The following is a 22,768-nucleotide window of genomic DNA, read 5'->3' on the forward strand; positions in this document are numbered from 1 at the left end:
TTTTATATTTTAGTAGTTTTACCAAAGTATTTAATTTGTCCACTATTTTCAGTTAACTGAAGTTCCGTAACACTTCCGTTACGAGGACTGTGAGAAACATCGATTTGATCGTTAAACATGGATGTTAAAATGCGAATCAAGGTTCCATGGGAGACCACCAGCAGATGATCGCCATCTTGAGCTTTTTTAAAGGTATAATCCAATCCTTGCTTTAGCCGAGTGACAATTTCATCATAGCTTTCAGCATCATGAAAAGGGTCAACGTCCTTCCAGATATCAATAGCGACCTTGATACCATGCATAGCCGTCATAGCATTTAAGGTTGGTTCAACCGTGGAGTGTTGTTGATACAATTTAAACTCTGTTTCGACTGAGTTAGCTCCTTCGAAGTAACCAAAAAATTGTTCGCGAAAAGCTGAAATCATCTCAATTTCTTTTTCATTTTTAGGATGTTGGTTTTGGGCATTGATGTAACGAGCAGTCTTAATCGCTCGGGTAGTATCTGAGCAATAGATATTTGCAAAGTTAACATCAGTAAGCAAATCACCAGCATGCTTAGCATCTGCAACGCCTTTTTCAGTTAGTGGTGAGTCTGACCAACCTTGAAGATGACGATAACGATTAAATAAAGTTTGTCCATGGCGGACGAAATAATAATTGACGGTTTTCATGTAACTCCTATGCTTTCTTAAATGCTTTTTTAAAGATATTAAAGAACAGTGCATAAACAGCAATTGTAATAACGTCTACGATTCCCCAAGCAAAGACGCCTGACCAAATTTGGGCATTGTACCCACCTTGAATGGTGAAGTAAGCACCGATGGCAAAGGTGACAATCGCAAATGGGTAAGAAGAACGAGAAACTTTCTTTAATTCATTCCGTTCTACCCAAGCCATAAATGGTAGTAGCGCTGAGAGTACAATAAAAATAATTGGAATAATGATATTAAGTGCAAGTTCTTTATCGTATAAGTTAGTACCAGGAGTTGCGTCAGTAGGACGAATTCCTAAGAACGAGAAGACGATGGTAATAACGAAACACCAAGCTCCAACTAACCAAGCTACAATATCATTTTTGATGAAAACATATTGTGATGGGAAATCCTTACTATTTTGCCGAATTCGCATAAAGGCAAAGAAAACAAAACTAGTAACGAATGGTGAAACAATCCCATTAATATTAAGTAACCAGTTAAACATATCATTGATACTTGGAAGCCAGTTACTAAGGAAAAGCACTAGTGAAACAATTCCAGTAGTTAACCAGTAACCATTAATTGGTAATCCATCACTGTTTAACTTACCTAGTGATTTAGGAAGATACTTCATAGCTACATCTGAAAGGAAGATTCGGGTACTTGCGTCTAAAATTACGGCCAATTGAGCAAACATATAAACTGCTTGACTGACAGCGAAGATGTACATGAATGTATTTCCAATCCCGAATTCATCACCCAATGCTTGGAAAGCATAATAAGAGCCATTCATCTTCAAATCATATGGTAAATGGTGGGCATTAAAGAACACTGCTAATGAGAATGATCCAAAGACGGTTAAGAAAACGGTCATCAAGAGGAGCATCATCATGGCTTTAGGAAAATCGCGTTTTCCATCTTTCATTTCTTTAACGTATGGTGCGGCTAGTTCAGCACCATTGATAGCAAAGATTAACAAACCAAATGTTGATAAGAAATGACCATCAATCTTAGGAATAAATGCTTTTAAATTAAATGGTTGAGTTGCAATATGACGACCGTGCATTAAAGCCACTACGGTCATAATTACAAATAGGATGGTCATCACGAACATCGCACCGCCACCAATGGTACTTAGAATTTCAAGTGAACGGTTTTTGAAGAAGTGTTGGAACCAAATAAATACTAAGAAGACGACGGCAGTAAAAATAGCAAACATGATGGTTGGCATGTATTTTTGTAAATCACCATTGCCTTTGACTAACCAACTAATTGATACAACTACCGAATTAGCAACATCGACTACGTATGGTAAACCAGCAATCCAGTAGAAGAAAGCCACGATGTATCCGGCTAAATCTCCATTGGTAGAACGAATCCAGGATGCTAAACCACCCCCATCTTCGTTGAAAGTTCCACCTAATTGTCCAACCATCATTTCATAGGGCCAAACAAAAAGTAAAATCATTAAAATCCAAGTTGAAACAATTGCTAAACCTTGATTGTGAAAATTATAAATTAAATCGTCGAACCCAATAACCGTTACAAAGTCCATTAAGGCTACTACAGGCCAACTAATATACCTTTTTTTTGAATCTAAAGGTGAATTATCCATTCTTTTATCTCTCCTAAAATTTGTTTACAAAAGCTCTTCGTCTCCATGATTGTTGTATTCATCGAGATGAAGGCCATCATCGTCTAAAGTAAAACGATTAATACTACCGTTTTGAGGACCCCAAGTAATATCTAGTGTTGGATCAGCTTTTCCTGCCATTGAACGAATTGTAGTTCCATGACTGACCACTAAAATGGTGTCTCCATCGTTATGGGTTTCCATCAATTGGGCAAAGCCACGATTGAGACGATCCCAGAATTCTGCATCATTTTCCGCATCATGGAAAGGGTCGGCTGCTTTCATCGCATCTTTTGAAGCAGCAATCGGGTTTTCTTCCAAAAATTCATGGAAAGTTCGTTTGCCTGAAACTGGCATTAAAGCTTCGAACCAAGCTTGGGCAGAATCACTACCTTCGTAATAGCCGTAGAATTCTTCGCGGAATTCTGGCATAGTTTCGATTGGTAATTGTTCATGCGCATTTTCAGCCATAATGGCGTTGGCGGTATTCATTGCGCGGGTAGTATCGGAGGCATAAGCCGCATCAAATGCAATGTTTTTCAAACGAGCTCCGGCCCGATGTGCATCAGCATAGCCCTTTTCGGTTAACGGGGAGTCTGACCAACCTTGCATTCGGTTATATTTGTTGAAAATAGTTTGTCCATGACGAACAAAATATAGTTTTAATTTTTTCATAAAAATCCTTTCCTCACTTATTTTTTGTAAAACCTAAATCATTCTATCATATATCCCGTGTACCAAATTAGCTAAATCTTTGTGAAAACGCATAAAAAGGAGTAAAATTTATGTCTAACAAAACTGAGAGGTGATTCACATTGGCAGAGGGAATTTTTGAATACGAAAATAGACATTTAGATGAAGTTTTAGATAAGGTGGATACTGCAATTGCCAAAGCAGAAAACGACGCCGATAATGCCGAAAAAGATCGTAGTGCGATTGATAAGAATTTTTACAACGATGTTCGAATTAACACTTCCAGTTATTCAGGTATGATGGATACTGCAATTTCAATCCGTCAACAACAGCAATTATTATCTGAACGCGAAAATAGTTGGCAACACGCTAATAAACGTTTAACCACGTTTAAAGAAATGAAAAAGCGGCCCTATTTTGCACGAATTGATTTTCACGAAAAAGGTGAAAAGAAGGATGAAACCATCTATATTGGTTTAGCTTCATTTTCGGACACGGCCGATCATTTTTTGATTTATGATTGGCGGGCTCCCATTTCTAGTGTTTACTATGACGGAAAAATGGGCGATGTGGAATATGCAACGCCAGATGGCACGCAAACGGTAGACTTGAAGTTAAAACGGCAATTTACTATTGAAGATGGTAAATTGATTTCAGTTTACGATACGGACGAAACTATCGGAGATCAAATGCTACTAAACGCGTTGGGTTCTCAATCCGATGTTAAGATGAAAAGTATTGTTTCAACCATCCAAAGAGAACAGAATAAAATTATTCGAAATACCGCAGCCGATTTACTATTCGTTCAAGGTGCAGCTGGATCGGGAAAGACCGCTGCGATTTTACAGCGGGTCGCTTTCTTGCTTTACCGTTACCGCGGAAATTTAAATGCTGGACAAGTCATCATGTTTTCACCTAATCAATTGTTTAATGATTATGTTGATCAAGTTTTACCCGAACTGGGCGAACAAAACATGATTCAGATGACCTATTATCAATTTACTAGACGACGGATTCCAAACATCGACGTTGAAAACTTGCAACAACGTTTTGATAAGAAGCTCACGGATGCGGAACGTAAAATCGAACAATTCAAAGGAAGCTTGCAATTTTTCAAAGCTACTACTAAATATGCGAAATATCTTGGGACGGCAGGTATGCGATTCCGCAATATCATGTTCCAAGGTCAACCGTTTGCTACTAAGGAAAAAATTAAAGACATCTATTATTCATTTAATACTACCTATAATTTGGGTAACCGAATTGAAGGAACTCGGGAAGCCTTGATCCGCCAATTGAACCAAAAAGTAGGTAGTGAATTGAGAACTAAGTGGGTGGAAGAAGCGGTCCAAAACCTTAGCCAAGAAGAATTACACAACCTATTTAAAAACGAGCCCCGTGAATTTAAGGATAATGATGAAGAATTTAAATTCCTTGCTCGTCAAATCGTAATGAAAGAACTTAAACCGGTTCGAAATGCGATTATGCGTAATCGCTTCTTAAGCATTAATGCCCAATATGTCCAAATGCTACGTTCGTTCCCCAAATGGTACGATTTAAAGAAAGTTGGGGTAACAGAAGCAGAATGGGATAACCATGTGGATAAAGTGGTAAATGGACTTAAGGAGCATCAGTTAACCATGGTAGATACAACCGCTTATTTATACTTGTATGATTTAATTACGGGTAAAAAAGGTGATCGTTCCATGCGTTATGCATTTATTGATGAAATCCAAGATTATAATGCTTTCCAACTAGCTTATATTCGGTTCAATTTTCCTCGAGCAAAATTCACACTTTTAGGAGATTTAAATCAATCAATTTACGCCAATGAAACTAGTGATACTTTATTAGCAGAGTTATCAACAATGTTTGATCCAGAAAAGACGGAAGTAGTTCAACTATCTAAGTCTTATCGTTCAACACAACAAATTACAGACTTTACTAAGGAAATCTTGGTCAAAGGTGAAGCAATTGAATCCTTTAATCGCGCGGGTGAATTACCAACGGTTTCAATTAATAGTAGTCATCAAGGAATGGTTGAGGCGGTGATCGAACAGCTTCATCGCGATCGCCAAGATCATGAGACTAGCGCCATTATTGGGCGTAGCTATGCTGAATGTGAACAAATCGCGGATGAATTAAAAGCAGCTGGCGAGCAAGTAACGCTAATCCGAACTGAAAATCAGCGTTTGGTGGAAGGTACCATCGTTGTTCCATCTTTCTTAGCCAAGGGATTGGAATTTGATTCAGTAATCGTGTGGAATACTTCAGCGAAGATTTATCAAACTAATCGGGATGAACAGTTATTATATACAATTTGTTCACGGGCAATGCATCGACTCTTAATCGTTGCTGAGAATGATCTTAGTCCGTTAATTACTAAGATTCCTGAAAATTTATATATTAAAAAAGCTTAATAACTTAAAATACAACACAAAGAGCTTAAAATAAGATACTTTTTTATTAAGCTCTTTTTATTATATTTTGATATAGTTAACTATGTAATCACTTTCAAAAACCAAAGGAGAAAAAATAATGATTCAAAGTAGTTATACCGGGTCAGATTCAATTCTCGATAGTTTAATCAACCATGATGTACCATATATTTTTGGTATTCCTGGAGCCAAAATTGATTTGTTATTTGAACAACTGGAACATTCTAACCGAGCAAAAAAACCTAAATTAATTATTACAAGACATGAACAAAATGCGGCATTTATGGCGGCTGGTGTTGGACGAATTACTGGTAAACCGGGAGTAGTGCTTACTACTTCAGGACCTGGCGTGGGAAACCTTGCCACGGGATTACTAACGGCTACGGCAGAAGGTGATCCAGTATTAGCCATTGGGGGCCAAGTACCACGAAATGACTTATTGCGTTTAACTCATCAAAGTATGCGGAACGCTGCTTTATTTGAACCCATCACTAAGTTTAGTGTGGAAGTTCAAGAACCAGAAAACATTTCCGAAGTTTTAGCAAATGCTTACCGGGCAGCTGAATCATCTAAGCAGGGAGCTAGTTTTGTTAGTTTTCCACAAGATGTGGTTAATGCACCGGTTAGTTCGCGTCCAATCAAACCTTTAAAAAAACCGATTCTCGGACCGGCGAGCCCGATTGAAATTGAAGAGCTAGCTAAAGCCATTCGAAACGCTCAACTTCCCGTATTGCTACTCGGGATGCGGGCCTCGTCTCCCGAGGTGACAAAAGCCGTCCGCGAATTAGTACGGATTGCTAACTTACCTGTTGTGGAAACCTTCCAAGGTGCTGGTATTATTTCTCATGACTTAGAAGATCATTTTTACGGTCGAGTGGGGTTATTCCGCAATCAGCCTGGGGATAAGTTATTGAAGCATAGTGATTTGGTAATCACAGTGGGTTACGATGCCATCGAATATGAACCTCGTAACTGGAACGCAGAAGGGGATGGCAAGATTATCGTCATTGACGATTCGCCGTCTGAAATTGATCATAACTTTGAACCTGAAAAGGAATTAGTTGGGGACATCGCGCAAACGATTGATTTGCTAACTCCGCATCTTAAAGATTACCAAGTTGGTGTTGATGGTGAACAATACTTGGAAACACTCCGTGAGCTGCAAAACAAGCAAGACTTGCCACCAGTGCCGAAGCAAGATTCCAAACGTATTCATCCATTGTCTATTATTTCTGCACTTCAATATCGGGTTGACGATGAAATGACTGTCTCCGTTGATGTGGGAAGTTTCTACATTTGGATGGCTCGTCACTTCAGAAGTTATCAGCCTCGTCATTTGCTATTTAGTAACGGGATGCAAACCTTAGGAGTAGCATTGCCATGGGCCATTTCGGCCGCTTTGTTACGTCCTAATAGTAAGTCAGTTTCAGTTTCAGGAGATGGTGGATTCCTTTTCTCTGCGCAAGAATTAGAAACGGCTGTCCGTGAAAAGTTAGATATTGTTCATATTATTTGGAACGATGGATACTACGATATGGTTAAGTTTCAAGAAGAAATTAAGTATGGACATTCTGCAGGCGTTGACTTTGGCCCCGTAGATTTTGTTAAATTGGCTGAAGGATATGGCGCTAAAGGATTGCGTGTGGAAAAACCAGAGGACTTGGGTAAAATTCTTGACGAAGCATTTCAAACAGAAGGACCAGTAGTGGTGGATATCCCAGTTGATTATTCCGATAACGTTAAGCTAGGGCAATCACTTCTTCCTGACCAATTATAGGAGGGATTTAAATGGCAAAATTATTTCAACATGGGACGCTCGCAATGCTAGTAGATGGACTTTTTGGTGGGACGCTTGCGGTTTCCGATTTACTGAAGCACGGTGACTTTGGAATCGGAACTGCTGAAGGCCTTAATGGCGAATTAATTATTTTAGATGGAGCCCCTTACCAAGCGCTAGCAGACGGTACAATTAGGGTTATTGGTGATGATGAACTATTACCGTTTGCTAACGTTAATTCAGCGGATTTTGAAGGACGAGCAGTGTTATCTGACATTGAGATGAAAGATGTGGATGCGACACTTGCTAAAGAATTGTCATATCAAAATACATTTGTTGCTATTAAAATTAGTGGAACTTTCCGTACAGTTCAAACTCGGGTGGTAAAGCAACAAGAACGTCCTTATCCAACCCTTAGTGAAACAGCATCTAAACAACAAGTTTTTAATGCTGAAGATGTTAGAGGAACAGTAGTTGGCTACTACACCCCAGATCTTTTCCATGGTGCGGGAGTAGCGGGGATGCATCTTCATTTTATTGACGATCAACACGAATTCGGAGGTCATTTACTAGACTTTAAGGCGGATCAAGTTAAACTTTCTTGGCAACTATTAGACGGTTTAGACCTCAATTTACCAATTCAAGACGCAGAATTTATGGCACATGAGGCTAGCGACGCGGAAAAAATTCAACAATCAATTTCTGAGTCTGAATAAACGAATTATCTATGCTAGAATAGACGTAATTTTTTGAAGATGAGGAATTGGAAATGGAAGCACAAGGTTATTTTGAGTTTAAGCGGGAAGATTGGCAAAATTTAGCCAAACGAGCCGAATTACCACTGACGACGCAACAATTAACAGATATCAAAGCTTTAAATGATCAAATTTCACTCGAAGACGTGCAAGATGTTTACGTGCCGTTAGTACGATTGCTCCAAAAAAAGTATGCGGATTTTGAAAAATGGAATCGTGATAAATTAGACTTTTTACAATTGCCAGTTAAAAAAACGCCTTTTATTATCGGTATTTCAGGGAGTGTGGCGGTTGGTAAAAGTACAACAGCACGTTTACTACAAGAACTCTTGAGTAGCTGGTTTACGAGCTTAAAAACCCAGTTAATAACTACCGATGGATTTTTATACCCTACCGCGGAACTTAAGCGACGGAATATTTTAAATCGCAAAGGATTTCCCGAAAGCTATGATATGAAATCCTTAATTAAGTTTTTAAGCGACGTTAAGAGTGGTAAAAAAGAAATTAAAGTACCGAAGTATTCTCATCAAGTTTACGATATTGTGGAAAATGAGTTTGATACGATTGATCAACCAGATATTCTGATTGTTGAGGGGATCAACGTGCTACAGTTACCGGCTAATGAAACCATTTATGTGAGTGATTTTTTTGATTGGTCCATTTATGTGGATGCGGATGCAAATTTAATTGAGCAATGGTTTTTAGAACGCTTCGGGGTATTGCTTGATACAGCGTTCCATGATCCAACTAATTATTATTACAAATACGCTAAATTACCACGTTCGGAAGCTTTCGAAATGGCACATAAAATTTGGCGAGACATTAATTTAAAAAACCTGGAAGAATTTATCTTACCGACACGGTTTAGAGCGGATATTATTCTGCATAAGACTACGGGACATGTAATGGATAACATTTTAGTACGAGTTTAAAAAGATTGCCTAGTGAGGAATAGCTCACTAGGCAATCTTTTTTATTATAGGTTATTTAGTTACTGGTAGCTAAAAGTAAATTATCCACATCATTAAGCTTGATTTGATGGCGTTCTAGTTTAGTAATTAAATGCTGCTCGTGCCATTGCTTGAAGTAACGACTAATGGTTTCAGGTGTAGTGCCAAGGAGGGTCGCTAAGTCTTTGTTTTTAAGGGGTAAACGAACCGGATTTTGATTTAAAGCAGATGCGGTCTCGACTAAGTAGTCGGCCAGACGACTTGCTACGGATTCCGTATTGGATTTAGTCGTTTGACGCTCTAATTCTAAAAGTCGGCTACCTAATGTGTTCATGACGTTCATTCCAATTTGGGGATAGCGCGTAAGTAAATTTTGAAAATCAGCGCGATTAATAGTACAAACCGTTGTGGGAGTGAGCGTAATAGCCGTAGAGTTATGTTCGGTTTGATTAAAGAGCGCGGCTTCACCGTTGATATCACCAGCTTGGAGGAGATATAAGAGTTGTTCTTTACCATTTTCGGCAGTACGAAAGACCTTAATTTGGCCGTTGGCAATGATTGAGAGTGCGTCAATTCGATTTCCTTCTTGATATAAGACCGAATTGGCAGGAAGTTGTTGATGATGCACGATGGATTCCACTACAGCAGTTTGTTCGATATTTAAGTTTTTAAAAATCGGGACTAGTGGAACACAGTGATGCTGATGAAGTTGTTTAGGCAAGATATGACCTCCTGAGTTAGGTTACTTTTATAATAGCTAAAATTAAATTTAAAAAAATTGACCTACGTCAATTTCAACTAGTTTGAAACCTTATATGCTTAATATAACAAATCAAGGAGGTTAGTTGAAATGACAAAAATTATTATGAAATTGGACACGTTAACTTGTCCTAGTTGTATGACCAAAATTGAAGGAGCCTTGAATAAGATGGACGGTGTTAAAGGGGTAAAAGTCCTTTTCAATGCTAGTAAAATCAAGGCCGAAGTTGAACCTGAAATAAAAGGTGAAGCCTTGAAACAAACGGTCGAAAATTTAGGATATACCGTTAAAGACTTAAAAACAAAGGTGAGTGAAGGCTAATGCGTGAAGAAATTGAAGAGCTATATCAAGCTGAACAAAAACAAAATGAAATTGACCATCATCTCCCCACAGCTGGGGCAATGACTAATCACATCTTGGCGAATCTACGAATGATGTCGACCAAATTAAACCAATTAGAATGGTATATAAAAGGAAACAATTATTTTGCGGATCAACAATTTTTAAGCTCGATGCGCCAAACTGTGGATAACTACTTTAACCAATTAGGACATCAGTTAGTAAATGCAGGAGAAAAGCCTTCATCAATTACTGAAGAATTTTCAGAATATAAAATGTTGACGGAAAATGCGCGCAATAAATATTTAACGGATCAAGAAATGTTAGCAATGTTAGTCGATGATATCCAAACTAGCAAGATGTTTATTAGTCGAGCTATTATCTTAGCCCAAAATGAAAGTAAATTTCCATTACAAAACTTTTTGATTGAGTTAGATGGTAGTTTCAATCAATTTTCAGCGGCAATTCAAGCGCGGTTAGGTAAAGAACCCTTGGAAGGCCTGGAAGAAGATGACGACGAAGAGGATGATGATTAATTTTGGCTAAAATACAGCGATGGTTTACACAACATGGCAATCCCATGCTGGTAGTAGCTGGAACGCTAACCGTGATTGGTTGGTTAATGCAACACTTAGCTGACCAGGGGTTGATTGCCAATGGGGCTTACGGAATAGCAACTTTGGTAGCCGGACTACCTATCATATTCAAAGCCATTTCTGCTTTGCGAGCACGAGTGATGAGCATTGAATTATTAGTTAGTATTGCCGTAGTTGGGGCAGTAGCTATCTTAGAATTTGAAGAAGCAGCAATGGTAACATTTTTGTTTGCCTTTGGAAATTTTTTGGAACAGCGAACGCTACAAAAAACACACCAAGCGATTCAAAATTTAACGGAAATGCAGCCAACAACGGCCACCATGGTGGTTGATGGTCAGTATCAAGAAGTTGAAATTGATGAGGTTGATGAAGGGGCAGTTCTAGTTGTGCGAGTTGGCGACCAAGTCCCAGTAGATGGTGAAATTATTAGCGGTAGTGCTGAAGTTGATGAAGCGTTAATCACCGGTGAATCTAAATTAGTGGATAAAACCACTGGAGACCAAGCTTATATGGGTTCGATTGTGGAAAACGGTCAGATTTTAGTGCAAGCTCAAAAAGTTGGCGAAGATACAACTTTCGGAAAAATTATCGAATTAGTGGAAGAAGCCCAGGATAATCAAGCACCGATGAGTAAGTTTATTGATCGTTTTGCCAAGTATTACACACCTTTCGTTTTGGTAGTGGCAATATTAATTTTACTTTTCACTAAAAACTTACGGTTAGCCATCACGATTTTGGTTCTAGCTTGTCCAGGGGCACTAGTAATTGGAGCACCAGTTTCCAATGTAGCTGGAATCGGGCGTGGAGCTAAGGCTGGAATCTTGATTAAGGGTGGAGACGTAATCGATCAACTAGCCCAAGTGGATACGATTTTGTTTGATAAGACGGGTACAGTTACCGAAGGACGGCCCACCGTTAAAAGCATTAAAGAATATCAAGAAGATCACTGGCTAGCATTAGCAGCCGATTTGGAAAAACAAACGAATCATCCCTTAGCTCGTTCGATTGTGGAATACTACGAAAAGCGTGGGCAAAAAACTACGGCCGATCTTAATTTGCCTATAACAACGATTAAAGGGATTGGAATTAAAAGTGAATATCAAGGGCAAACGATTTGGATTGGTAGTCGTCGTGTTTTAACAGAAAATCAGATTGAGCTAACGACTCAACAAGCCCGCGATTTACAGGTCATTGAAAGTGATGGACAATCCGTAGTTTTGATGACTGTTGACCAAAAGCTGGTGTTGATGATGGGATTAGTCGATCAGGTTCGTAAAGGTGTAAAAGAGACGTTTGAAAAATTAAAACAGAGTGGAATCGACAAGCAGTGGATGCTAACGGGTGATAATTCAGTTATTGCGGAAAAGATTGCTAAGACTATTGGGATTAATCAGGTTGAAGCACAAATGCTACCAGAAGAAAAAGCACTGTTTTTGGAACAGTTACAAAATGATGGTAGGCACGTCCTATTTGTCGGAGATGGCATCAATGATAGCCCTTCAATTGCCAAGGCAAATGTCGGGATTGCGATGGGAAATGGAACTGACGTAGCAATTGAAACTTCCGACGTGGTCTTGATTGATTCTGATTTTAGTAATATCCAAAATGCCCGTCGGGTGGCAAAGGCTACTATGCGAAACACGATGCAAAACGTAGGAATTGCCATTGGAACCGTGGCGTTGTTATTAATCGGTGTGGCTTATGGTTGGGTCAATATGGCCAGTGGGATGCTTTTTCACGAAATAAGTATCTTAGTAGTTATTTTTAATGCAATGCAGTTGTTAAGAATGAAATTTTGAAAACGTTAGGTAGTAAGATAATGACGCGATTGATAGCCTTTTCATCGATTGTGAGGCAAGCTTAGGGGCTATGGTTTTTCCCGTTTTTACTGTATGATAGATGAGTAAGAATAAAAGAATGAGGTGAAGGACTTGGCGAACGCAGATTTATCAAATTTTGATAAAATCATTGTTTTGGATTTCGGTAGTCAATACAACCAATTGATTACACGTAGAATCCGTGAATTCGGTATTTACTCTGAGCTTCTTTCTCATAAGATTACTGCTGAAGAAATCAAAAAGATTAATCCTAAAGGAATTATCTTCTCTGGTGGACCTAACAGTGTTTATGATAAAGATGCCTTTCGAATTGACCCAGAAATTTATAAGTTAGGTATTCCAATTTTAGGTATTTGTTACGGAATGCAATTAATGACTTATAACTTAGGCGGACGAGTTGAACCAGCTGATAACCGTGAATACGGTCATGCTGATATTGATGTGACTGATGATCAAGCGGTTATGTTTAAAGAGCTTCCTGCTAAACAAACAGTTTGGATGAGCCATGGTGATTTGGTTCGTGAAGTCCCTGAAGGATTTAAGACCGTTGCAACTAGCGCAAACTGTCCGATTGCCTCAATGGCTGATGATGCTCGTAAGTTCTACGGGGTTCAATTCCATGCTGAAGTACGTAATACTCAATATGGTAACGAAATTCTCCGGCACTTTGCATTTGACGTTTGTGAAGCTAAAGCTAACTGGTCCATGAACGACTTTATCGACATGCAAGTACAACAAATCCGTGAAACTGTGGGAGACCGTAAAGTATTGCTTGGTCTTTCTGGTGGAGTGGATTCTAGCGTGGTTGGGGTATTACTCAATAAAGCAATCGGTGACCAATTAGTATGTATCTTCGTAGATCACGGTTTACTCCGCAAGGGCGAAGCAAAGCAAGTTATGGATAGTCTAGAAGGTAAGTTTGGTTTGAACATTATCAAAGTGGATGCTCAAGATCGCTTCTTGAGTAAGCTTGCTGGTGTTTCAGAACCTGAACAAAAACGTAAGATTATTGGTAACGAGTTTATTCAAGTATTTAATGATGAAGCACAAAAACTTAAAGGAATTGACTTCCTAGCTCAAGGTACGCTTTACACTGATGTAATCGAAAGTGGAACAGATACTGCTCAAACGATTAAGTCACATCATAATGTGGGTGGACTTCCAGAAGACATGCACTTTGAATTGATTGAACCACTTCGTACTTTATTTAAAGACGAAGCTCGTGACCTTGGTGAAAAATTGGGAATGCCAGAAGATCTCGTTTGGCGTCAACCATTCCCAGGTCCTGGTTTGGGAATTCGTGTAATCGGTGAAATCACCGAAGACAAACTTCAAATTGTGCGTGACAGTGACTTGATTCTTCGCGAAGAAATCAAGAAGGCTGGTCTCGACCGTGATATCTGGCAATACTTTACTGTTTTACCTGGTATCCGTAGTGTTGGTGTTATGGGTGACGGCCGCACTTACGATTACACAGTAGGTATCCGGGCTGTTAACTCAATCGACGGTATGACTGCCGACTTTGCTCGTATCCCATGGGATGTCTTGCAAAAGATTTCGGTACGTATCGTAAATGAAGTGGACCATGTTAACCGCATCGTCTATGACATTACTTCTAAGCCACCGGCAACTGTGGAATGGGAATAAAAGTAATATAAAATTTAAAATAAGAATCGCATAACTACGGGCTTTTAAGAGTGTTTAATGGGACGGAAAACAATAAAAATTGATATGGTTCCCTACAATTTTCCTACAATTTTTATTGGTGCCAATACAAAAAGTTTTTACGTAGATTTAATCTCTAAATTGGATTTTTCTAAAATCTAATTTAGGGATTTTTTTGTTATTAGACTAGAATATAAACATTTATAGCTAATGATTCTATAGCAAAATAACTTTTAATTGTTTGCTAAGTATTGATTATTGTTGGAAGAAAGTAGTTTTTAATTATAGTAAGTAATTTTTAAAAATCATGTTAGATTGCTTATATTGCGGTGTTTAACTAGTAGTTATCTTTTTGCTAAGAGTTAAACTGAGTTCCTATAACCCCGGGTTTCAGTTATTATTTTTTTATAAGTTTAGATTATGTTATGGTACAATTCTATTATTTGATAAGTTTGCATCCTGTTTTAAACATTTAGTGTCAGAAACTAAACAAAATAGATTACCAAAATAAAAAACTTCAGAAAGACTAACTTTCTGAAGTTTTTTATAGTTTTAATTAAATTGTAAAGTATTAGTTCTCTGAAACTAGGAAATATTGGAAAATGTTTATATCATCTTCAAATTTTATTTCATAGAAGGTGTGGCCGTCAATTTGACGTTCATCATTCAGATCAATATAAGTGCGATCGGGATCAGCAATGTTACCCGTTTCAACTTTGTGGCCATTGATTGTCCATTTATCATTGGAATAATCATTAATTACTTCATACTTGATACTACCATCCTTTTTAAATTGAATAGTAGCATGGTCTAAGTTATCGACAGCATTAGCATAAGTAGTAGGATATTCTTTGGTAATATAAAATTTTCGTCCAGCTATCTGTCTAGCTGGATTTTGATAAAGCGATTTCCAACAAAATAAAATAGCTATCAATGTCAAAAGACTGATAAGGATATTACTCATTTGAAACCTCCTAAATTAGTACCTACAAATCCGATGTATTCACACCTCTAATGGTAGATTAGTTAGTTACTTTTAGCAATATTTTTTTATAAAATAGGTAAATTTAGCTATGTTGTTTTACCTTCGATTTCGTTAGTTTTAATTTTGGAAGGTGGTTACTGCATGGTAAAAAGATTCCAATTTATTAGAAAAAACAGAAAAAGAAAAAATTTAACAATCGAACAATTAGCAGAAAAGGCGGATGTTTCGATTGATTTAGTTGCCAGATTAGAGCGTGGAGAACGTGAAGACGTATCTATATCAAAACTAGAAAGTATCTTACACGCTCTTGATCTAGAGCTAGGGGATGTTTTTAAGCACAGTAAATTAGATAAGAAAAGTGATGAATTTGTCAGAAAATTTTTAAAGTTAGATGCCGAAACGCGTGAAAAATATACAGATATATTTCTTAGCATTATTGATTTAAAAAATGAATAAATGTAAATTTATCTATTTTTTGTATCGGCTTACATAAAAATGAAGCATTAGTTACTTCGAATAGATATTTTAGATATTTTTCTTTGAATTATCATCAATTTTTATAATGAAATTCTTATTTATAAATTAAATTATAAGTCATTGATTTACGCGTGCTAGTATATTATACCGCAAATGTTGTGTTTGTTAATACGCTTTCTTCAAATTTTGAACGTATATTCACTAACTCTTATTAAAGATGCTTAAATAAGACTTACTTATTTTTATAAATAAGTTATCGCTAATTTATCATTTTTTTTGGAAAAAATTACTTTTTTAATTTCTACAAATAAATCTAGAAATGTGGTTGACACACTAATTTGTGAGTTTGTATACTAATACGTGCATGTTCGGTTGCTTGAGCAAAATATCCTGGGGTTAATGTTTTATGGGATATAATGCTATACAAAGTTAGAGTGCAGGATGAACAGTAAAGAATTGGGAAGCTTTACTGATTTTCATTAGCATTCTAATTAAGAACATGTAGTTGGAATAGCAGGGAAGTGCTTTTTTATTTAACTATTTAAAAAAGCCAAAGAAAAGGAGTAAGAATATAAGGAGTGTTTATCGTGGGAATACGGATAGATATAACGGGTAAGAAATTTGGTAAATTAGTGGCTAAGTATCCATCAGGGAAAGCAAAAAATGGGAATACTAAATGGCACTGTGTTTGTGAATGTGGACAAGAAAAAGATGTTGAATTACAGCATCTTAAATCTGGTGGCACAAAAAGTTGTGGAAATTGTTCCAGAATGAAATATGACTTACAAGGGAAAAGATTTGCTCGACTAACAGTTTTGGGTAGAGCGGATAAAGTCAGTTCTAATGGAAATATTTATTGGTTATGTCGTTGTGTTTGTGGCAAGATGATTGAGGCCGACAGTTACCGTTTACGAACAGGGAACGTAAAAAGCTGTGGGTGCTTACGTAAAGAAAAGGCTGCTCAAACAATTCGAAAGAATGCAGCAACGGCAGAACAAATTGGAAACAGTAACGCTTTCAAGGATCGGAATGGGAATCCGGTTCAAGCAGTCAACATTGGAGCTAGAAATACTAGTGGTGTAATCGGTGTTTCGTTTGATCATCCCTCACAAAAATGGGTTGCACGAATGATGCATAAAGGAGATTTAGTTTTAAATGCTACATTTCTAGATTTCGAAGAAGCTGTGGAAGCACGTCGAAGAGTTGAACACAAATATCTTAAAAATTTAAGTAGAACAAATTAATTTAATGAAAGACGTAACGCTGATAAAACAACGTTACGTCTTTTTTGATGAACCAATTTGACAAATCTTTCAATTATTTCCATTATAGAAGTTATGTACTTTTAAAAAGTAACCTTGAGAGGAAGAGTTTTAATGCAAGAATCATCAACAAAAAAATCCAATCCGATGGTAGTTGTGGCGATTGTGGCACTGATGTCTTTTATGGGAGTTTTAACGGAAACTTCAATGAACGTTACTTTCCCAGCTTTGATGCGAGAATTTAAGGTGTCATTAAGTACAGTGCAGTGGGTAACGGCAGGCTATTTGTTAATGGCTGCGTTAGTCATGTTAACTTCAGCTTACATGAAAAGAAGATTTACCAATCGACAGTTATTTGTGGCAGCAGCCATCTTGTTTGGATTGGGAGATGTTATCTGTGGCGCAGCGCTGAATTTTTGGGTGCTCTTGGTAGGCCGTTTAATTCAAGCCGGATGTGTGGGGTTATGTACTCCTTTAATGGTTAATATAATTTTAGAGGTTGTACCCCAACACAAGCTAGGAACTTATATTGGGTTAGCCAATTTAATTATTTTAATTGCGCCTGCCATGGGTCCGACCTTTGGAGGGGCCGTGGTCGCTTTTGCAAGTTGGCGAATGATTTTCTGGGGAACATTACCGATTGCATTGATTCTAATGGTTTTAGGGTCTAAAAAAATTAAACAATATACCCCAACTCAAAAACAGTATGCTTTTGATTGGACACGTTTTATTCTTTTAGGGTTGGCACTAGTAGCCCTAATCGTTGGACTCAATAATTTGGGGTCAGGCGCTTATATTTCATTTATCGTTTTACTATTATTTAGTATTGGTTTAACAACGCTGTTTGTAAAAAAATCTAAAAATGCTACTAAAGCTTTATTTTCACTAGACGTATTCAAAAATAAGGCCTTTCTATTTAGTTTTCTACCATATATAATGTTGCAATTCGCTAACGTGGGGATTAACTTTTTACTTCCCAACTACGTTCAAGATGTATTCCAAGCGACATCCTTAATTGGTGGTTTGATTTTGCTTCCAGGGAGTCTATTAAATGGATTTGGACAACCAGTTTATGGTTGGATGTTAGATAACTTTGGCGGAAAATTACCATTATATATGGGTGATATTTTATTTACCTTAGCGCTAGCATCCTTAGCCCTTTGGGGACCACATATGGGAGTATTGGGAATTACCATAGCATACTTAATTTTTGCCATTGGCCGTTCTATGGCGTTTGGTAATTCGGTTGCCTATGGTTTAAAACATATCAACCAAGAACTTCAAAATGACGCTAATGCGCTATATAACACCGGTCAACAGGTGGCTGGTGCGATTGGAACGACGGTTTTAGCGTTAATGATGGGTTCAGTTCATCATCCAGGTTATACCAGAGCCCAAAATATCAGTGCGGGCAGTGGATGGGCGTTTATTCTACTTGTTATTTTAGGATTAATTATCTTGGGCTTCTTTCATCGATTGGTAAATTTAGATAAGCAAATTAAACAGACGAATTAATCGTGAAGTTGTATAATTAAAATTGTATTATAAAATAAGGAGAAAACTATGGCTAAAATTACGCGTCTTTATGATTTATTTCAACCCGAACACTACGATATATTTTTAGATATCAGCCGTGAAACTAAGCATTTTCGTGGTAAAACGGTCATTCAGGGGATAGCCCAGCAGACCGAAATTGCACTTCACCAAAAGGATTTAGAAGTTATGGTGGTTTATGTTAATGATGAGAAAACGCCTTTTGAAATTGATTCAGCAAATGAAGTGATTCGTCTGCAACTAAGTCAAGCTGGTAATGTAACTTTGACTGTTGAATACGAAGCTGAACTAACGGACAGCATGATGGGAATTTATCCATCATACTATGAAGTCGATGGAGTTCAAAAACAGTTGGTTGGTACCCAGTTTGAAACAACTTTTGCTCGACAAGCCTTTCCTGGGATTGATGAACCAGAGGCTAAGGCAACTTTTGATTTAGCAATAAAGTATGACGAACATGATGGAGAAACCATTTTAAGTAATATGCCTGAAATTAAGGTAGTCGATGGAATTCATTATTTTGATACGACGGTTAAAATGTCGACATATTTAATCGCTTTTGCTTTTGGAGATCTTCAAAGTAAAATGACAAAGACGACTAGCGGCGTGCAAGTCGGAGTCTTTGCTACTAAAGCTCATCAAGCTCAAGAACTTGATTTTGCACTTGATATTGCCAAACGTTCAATCGAATTTTATGAAGAATTCTACCATACAGCTTATCCGTTGCCCCATTCATGGCAACTAGCTCTACCTGATTTTTCAGCCGGAGCAATGGAAAACTGGGGGCTAGTAACATATCGTGAAGCCTATCTTTTATTAGATCCTAAGAACACGGCTCTAGAAACTAAACAACTAGTGGCAACCGTCATCGCGCACGAGTTAGCTCATCAGTGGTTTGGTGATTTAGTTACCATGCAATGGTGGGATGATTTATGGTTAAATGAAAGTTTCGCCAATATGATGGAATACGTAGCAATTGATGCGATTGAACCTGATTGGCATATTTGGGAAATGTTCCAAACGTCCGATGTTCCTGCAGCCTTACAGCGAGATGCTACTGATGGTGTACAGTCTGTTCATGTGCAGGTCCAAAACCCAGCTGAGATAGACGCGCTATTTGATGGAGCCATCGTGTATGCTAAAGGAGCACGTATGCTAGTAATGGTGCGGGCCTTGATTGGCGATGACGCTTTACGTACCGGATTGAAGCAGTATTTTAATAATCACCAGTATGGAAATGCAAAAGGGGCGGACTTATGGGCTGCTCTAGGAGACGCTGCGGGGATTGACGTCGGAGCAATCATGCACTCATGGTTGGAACAACCGGGTTATCCCGTAGTGAATGTTGAAGTGGTCGATGGCCAATTAACTATTAGTCAACAACAATTTTTCATTGGTGAAGGACAAAATGCAGGACGGCAATGGCAAATCCCATTAAAAGGTAACTATGAAGTCGTTCCTCAAATTTTAGATCAACCTACTTTATCGTTAGGCGATTATCAACAGCTTCGAAATGAAAATGGGCAACCTTTCCGACTCAATGTTGGCAACGAATCTCATTTCATCGTCCATTATGCTAAGGATTTATTAGCGGATATCTTGGGAGCATTGGACCAACTAGGAGCAATTGATCAGCTGCAAATTCTCCAAGACTTAAGATTATTAGCTGAAGGAAATCAAATTTCGTATGCTGAAATTGTACCGCTACTGGAAAAATTTGCTGATAGTTCATCAGCGGTAGTTAACGATGTTTTATATCGCTTGGCTGGTGATTTGAAGAAATTTGTTCAGCCTGATAGTGAAGAAGAGGCGAACCTTCAAAAACTTTTCAATCAACTTAGTGCAAAACAGGTACAACGTTTAGGTTGGAAACCAAGGGCCGCGGAAAGTAATGATGATCAGTTAACTCGACCTTATGTATTGGGAGCCGAATTATACGCGAAGAATCCTGAAGCAATTTTAGCAGCACATGAACTTTTTGAACAAAATCAAAATCAGTTATCCAACTTGTCAGCCGATATTCGTAGTCATGTTTTGAGTAACGAAGTGAAAAACTTTAATAACGAACGACTATTTAACCAGTTAATGGAACAGTACCGTCAATCGACTGATCCAAGTTATAAAGCTGATTTAAGTAGAGCACTCACTGCTACTACGGATGAAAAGCAAATCAAAGCTATTATTGAAAAATTTGAGGATGCTAGCACGATTAAACCCCAAGATTTGCGAGCTTGGTTCCGAGGTCTATTAGCTAATGCTAAAGGGCAACAATTAACTTGGGATTGGATTCGAAATGATTGGAAATGGTTGGAAGATACTGTGGGTGGTGATATGGAATTTAATACCTTCATCACGGTGATTGCTAATATATTTAGAACACCAGCACGGTTGGAGGAATTCAAAGCCTTCTTCGAACCTAAATTGCAAACGCCAGGCTTAACACGTGAAATTACAATGGACATTAAAGTCATTGAAGGTCGAGTGAAGTTAATACAAGCCGAAAAAGCAGCTGTTAATACAGCCATCGAAAAGATAATTGCATAAAATAAAAAATTCAATCAGCGTTTAACGACGTTGGTTGAATTTTTTTGTTTATTTAATATTTTGAATTTCGCTAGCGTGGTCAGATAAATCACCACCGGCATTTTGAACGACTCCATTAGCGTAGACATAATATGAACCATCATGGTCGGAAGTAACGTGGAAATAAATAGGGGAGGATTTACCAACGGAACTATAAGCTACTTTCCAACCCTTATCGCCATATTTGGCTTTAACTAGATTGATGGCCGCCTCAGAAGTTTGGATAGTTTCATCAGCTAACGGTTGATGATTATTTTGTTGTTCAGCGGCAGTTAAATCTGCACGACTTAGGTTGTTAGAACTCGTTTTATTTGAGCTATTATGGTTATTTTCAGACTTACTAGAGGAACTAATAGCACTATTGGAAGCTTTGGAAGTAGAACTACTTGCGCTAGCAACGCTTGATGAAGTTTGATCATCCTTAGTTGAAGATGAACTATTAGAACTTGCTTTTGAAGATGATGAAGCTTCTTTATCTTTCTTAGAACTAGCTTTTGAGCTAGCCTTTTTGCTAACCTTTTCTGTTTTAGAAGTAGCATTTGAAGACTGAGAATCTGGTTTTTGGTTTCCAGATCCGCAGCTAGCAAGCGTCAGTGGAACCAATGCTAAAAGTGCAATTGAAGCAATTTTTTTCATAATAAAACACTCCCCCATAATTATTTGTAAATCACAATAATCCTGCCTTGATTCTAACATATATGGTCATTACCTTAAAGGAGGTTAAACACTATAAAAATGGTGTTGTAAACGTTTAAAAGTATTGGAAGGAGGTGTAAAATTACAAAAATGAAACTAAACACGTTAAATCAAAATCATCAAATATAGACTTATACCCCCGCAACGGCTTAGCCAGCTGTTACAATTTTCCACAACTAGTTCGACAGTCCAAAATAACAAATTAAAAAGAATCATTTTTAGCCACTAATACTTAGTGAAACTAAAATGATTCTTTTTGTTATTTAATTACTAACGGTAAAATAACGACCGAATTCATTAAAATATGAGCAATCATCGAAGTTTGAATACGTCCGGTCTTTTTGTACAACCAACAGAATAGCAAACCAATGGCCGCATATAGAAAGATGTGACTATCGTTGTGCATAAATGCAAATGCTAGACTAGAAATGATGGCCATGACGGTGAATCCCAGCGTGGAATCAGATCCAAACATTGCACTGAGGTTACCAAATAAAACTTTTCTAAAAACCAACTCTTCCATGATTGGAGCTCCCACGGTGATCGCTAAAATGAAAAATGGATTGGTTTTAGCCAAAGTCACTAAAGTTGCGGTGTTTTGAGAAGTAGGATTACTTCCAAAAATGATCGTAATATAGCTAATCACAAATTGCAGCAAAATTACTAAGGCTGTTCCAATGATTCCCCAAGCAATAGCATATAGAAAAGATTTACGATTAGATTCGATATGGTTGATTTCGTTGGTTTTACTACTAATAAAGATTAGTAGCAGTGCGCCAACCAAGTAGTCGACAGTTTCAACCCAGATAAACCCAGCCCCCAGATTAATAAACACGTTTAAAATGCTAGGTAGAAGGAAAATTATTAAATACGTAATTAAAGTTAAAATTGAACTCTTAGAAATTTTCATCTCAACCCTCCTTTATTCCTGCTAGTATAGCATATTTAAAGTATTGCTAAATTTGATTGGTTAATAAAGGTCAAAAATACTTGCAATCTAAAAAAATCATGATATAGTTATCATTGTAGTTAGCACTTAGAGATGACGAGTGCTAAACAAATCTTATCAGTA

At 37.6% G+C, this 22,768-nt stretch carries 19 protein-coding genes; 12 read left to right on the forward strand and 7 right to left on the reverse strand.

Annotated features, from left to right (window positions below; genetic code table 11):
• Positions 1–2: 2 nt before the first annotated feature.
• Genes PEPE_RS01980 through PEPE_RS01990 form a run of 3 tightly spaced genes read right to left on the reverse strand, consistent with a single transcriptional unit; the run spans position 3 to position 3,003 of the window.
• Positions 3–671 carry a histidine phosphatase family protein gene (locus PEPE_RS01980; RefSeq protein WP_002832843.1) on the reverse strand — a complete coding sequence of 223 codons (669 nt, stop codon included), beginning with the start codon at positions 669–671 and terminating at the stop codon, positions 3–5.
• 7 nt (positions 672–678) lie between these two features.
• Positions 679–2,310 (reverse strand): APC family permease, encoded by a 1,632-nt coding sequence (locus PEPE_RS01985; protein WP_011673055.1) that lies wholly within the window; start codon positions 2,308–2,310, stop codon positions 679–681.
• Positions 2,311–2,334: 24 nt separating this feature from the next.
• Positions 2,335–3,003, reverse strand: a complete 669-nt coding sequence (locus PEPE_RS01990) for a histidine phosphatase family protein (RefSeq protein WP_011673056.1) — start codon at positions 3,001–3,003, stop codon at positions 2,335–2,337.
• Positions 3,004–3,143: 140 nt separating this feature from the next.
• Between PEPE_RS01990 and helD the strand changes: the two genes are divergently transcribed.
• The 4 genes from helD to coaA all read left to right on the forward strand — a co-directional run bounded on the left by helD (position 3,144) and on the right by coaA (position 8,923).
• Positions 3,144–5,441: an RNA polymerase recycling motor HelD gene (gene helD, locus PEPE_RS01995; protein WP_011673057.1), complete on the forward strand. Its 2,298-nt coding sequence runs from the start codon at positions 3,144–3,146 to the stop codon at positions 5,439–5,441.
• A gap of 118 nt (positions 5,442–5,559) precedes the next feature.
• Positions 5,560–7,236 (forward strand): acetolactate synthase AlsS, encoded by a 1,677-nt coding sequence (gene alsS / locus PEPE_RS02000; protein ID WP_011673058.1) that lies wholly within the window; start codon positions 5,560–5,562, stop codon positions 7,234–7,236.
• Between the two features lie 11 nt (positions 7,237–7,247).
• Complete coding sequence (gene budA / locus PEPE_RS02005) at positions 7,248–7,952, forward strand: acetolactate decarboxylase (protein WP_011673059.1); 705 nt, start codon at positions 7,248–7,250, stop codon at positions 7,950–7,952.
• Positions 7,953–8,005: 53 nt separating this feature from the next.
• The gene (coaA, locus tag PEPE_RS02010) at positions 8,006–8,923 is read left to right on the forward strand and encodes a type I pantothenate kinase (protein ID WP_002832851.1); all 918 of its coding nucleotides are present in this window, start codon (positions 8,006–8,008) and stop codon (positions 8,921–8,923) included.
• Positions 8,924–8,978: 55 nt separating this feature from the next.
• Here the strand turns inward: coaA and PEPE_RS02015 are convergent, their stop codons facing one another.
• Positions 8,979–9,662: a Crp/Fnr family transcriptional regulator gene (locus PEPE_RS02015; RefSeq protein WP_011673060.1), complete on the reverse strand. Its 684-nt coding sequence runs from the start codon at positions 9,660–9,662 to the stop codon at positions 8,979–8,981.
• Positions 9,663–9,791: 129 nt separating this feature from the next.
• Between PEPE_RS02015 and PEPE_RS02020 the strand changes: the two genes are divergently transcribed.
• The 4 genes from PEPE_RS02020 (at position 9,792) to guaA (ending at position 14,121) form a co-directional block, all read left to right on the forward strand.
• Positions 9,792–10,022: a heavy-metal-associated domain-containing protein gene (locus PEPE_RS02020; RefSeq protein ID WP_011673061.1), complete on the forward strand. Its 231-nt coding sequence runs from the start codon at positions 9,792–9,794 to the stop codon at positions 10,020–10,022.
• Positions 10,022–10,576, forward strand: coding sequence for a Dps family protein (locus PEPE_RS02025; protein ID WP_011673062.1), 555 nt, complete (start codon positions 10,022–10,024; stop codon positions 10,574–10,576). The genes PEPE_RS02020 and PEPE_RS02025 overlap by 1 nt, the downstream gene beginning before the upstream one ends.
• A 44-nt stretch (positions 10,577–10,620) precedes the next feature.
• The gene (locus tag PEPE_RS02030; protein ID WP_049752777.1) at positions 10,621–12,435 is read left to right on the forward strand and encodes a heavy metal translocating P-type ATPase; all 1,815 of its coding nucleotides are present in this window, start codon (positions 10,621–10,623) and stop codon (positions 12,433–12,435) included.
• Positions 12,436–12,567: 132 nt separating this feature from the next.
• Positions 12,568–14,121 carry a glutamine-hydrolyzing GMP synthase gene (gene guaA / locus PEPE_RS02035; protein WP_002832859.1) on the forward strand — a complete coding sequence of 518 codons (1,554 nt, stop codon included), beginning with the start codon at positions 12,568–12,570 and terminating at the stop codon, positions 14,119–14,121.
• 589 nt (positions 14,122–14,710) lie between these two features.
• Here guaA and PEPE_RS02040 read toward each other — a convergent pair.
• Positions 14,711–15,103 (reverse strand): hypothetical protein, encoded by a 393-nt coding sequence (locus tag PEPE_RS02040; protein ID WP_011673064.1) that lies wholly within the window; start codon positions 15,101–15,103, stop codon positions 14,711–14,713.
• Positions 15,104–15,265: 162 nt separating this feature from the next.
• Between PEPE_RS02040 and PEPE_RS02045 the strand changes: the two genes are divergently transcribed.
• From PEPE_RS02045 to PEPE_RS02060, 4 genes are all read left to right on the forward strand, one after another.
• Positions 15,266–15,580, forward strand: a complete 315-nt coding sequence (locus PEPE_RS02045; RefSeq protein WP_002834477.1) for a helix-turn-helix domain-containing protein — start codon at positions 15,266–15,268, stop codon at positions 15,578–15,580.
• 608 nt (positions 15,581–16,188) lie between these two features.
• Positions 16,189–16,845 (forward strand): hypothetical protein, encoded by a 657-nt coding sequence (locus PEPE_RS02050; protein ID WP_011673065.1) that lies wholly within the window; start codon positions 16,189–16,191, stop codon positions 16,843–16,845.
• A 132-nt stretch (positions 16,846–16,977) separates the two neighbouring features.
• Complete coding sequence (locus tag PEPE_RS02055; protein WP_002834475.1) at positions 16,978–18,378, forward strand: MFS transporter; 1,401 nt, start codon at positions 16,978–16,980, stop codon at positions 18,376–18,378.
• 48 nt (positions 18,379–18,426) lie between these two features.
• Positions 18,427–20,961: a M1 family metallopeptidase gene (locus tag PEPE_RS02060; RefSeq protein ID WP_011673066.1), complete on the forward strand. Its 2,535-nt coding sequence runs from the start codon at positions 18,427–18,429 to the stop codon at positions 20,959–20,961.
• Positions 20,962–21,009: 48 nt separating this feature from the next.
• On the opposite strand, the gene PEPE_RS02065 is transcribed toward PEPE_RS02060, so the two are convergent.
• Together PEPE_RS02065 and PEPE_RS02070 are read right to left on the reverse strand one after the other, a co-directional pair.
• Positions 21,010–21,636 (reverse strand): hypothetical protein, encoded by a 627-nt coding sequence (locus PEPE_RS02065; RefSeq protein ID WP_011673067.1) that lies wholly within the window; start codon positions 21,634–21,636, stop codon positions 21,010–21,012.
• Positions 21,637–21,955: 319 nt separating this feature from the next.
• The gene (locus tag PEPE_RS02070; protein ID WP_002834472.1) at positions 21,956–22,606 is read right to left on the reverse strand and encodes a CPBP family intramembrane glutamic endopeptidase; all 651 of its coding nucleotides are present in this window, start codon (positions 22,604–22,606) and stop codon (positions 21,956–21,958) included.
• Positions 22,607–22,768: the final 162 nt, after the last annotated feature.

Source organism: Pediococcus pentosaceus ATCC 25745, assembly GCF_000014505.1.
In the GTDB taxonomy this organism is placed as follows: Bacteria; Bacillota; Bacilli; order Lactobacillales; family Lactobacillaceae; genus Pediococcus; species Pediococcus pentosaceus.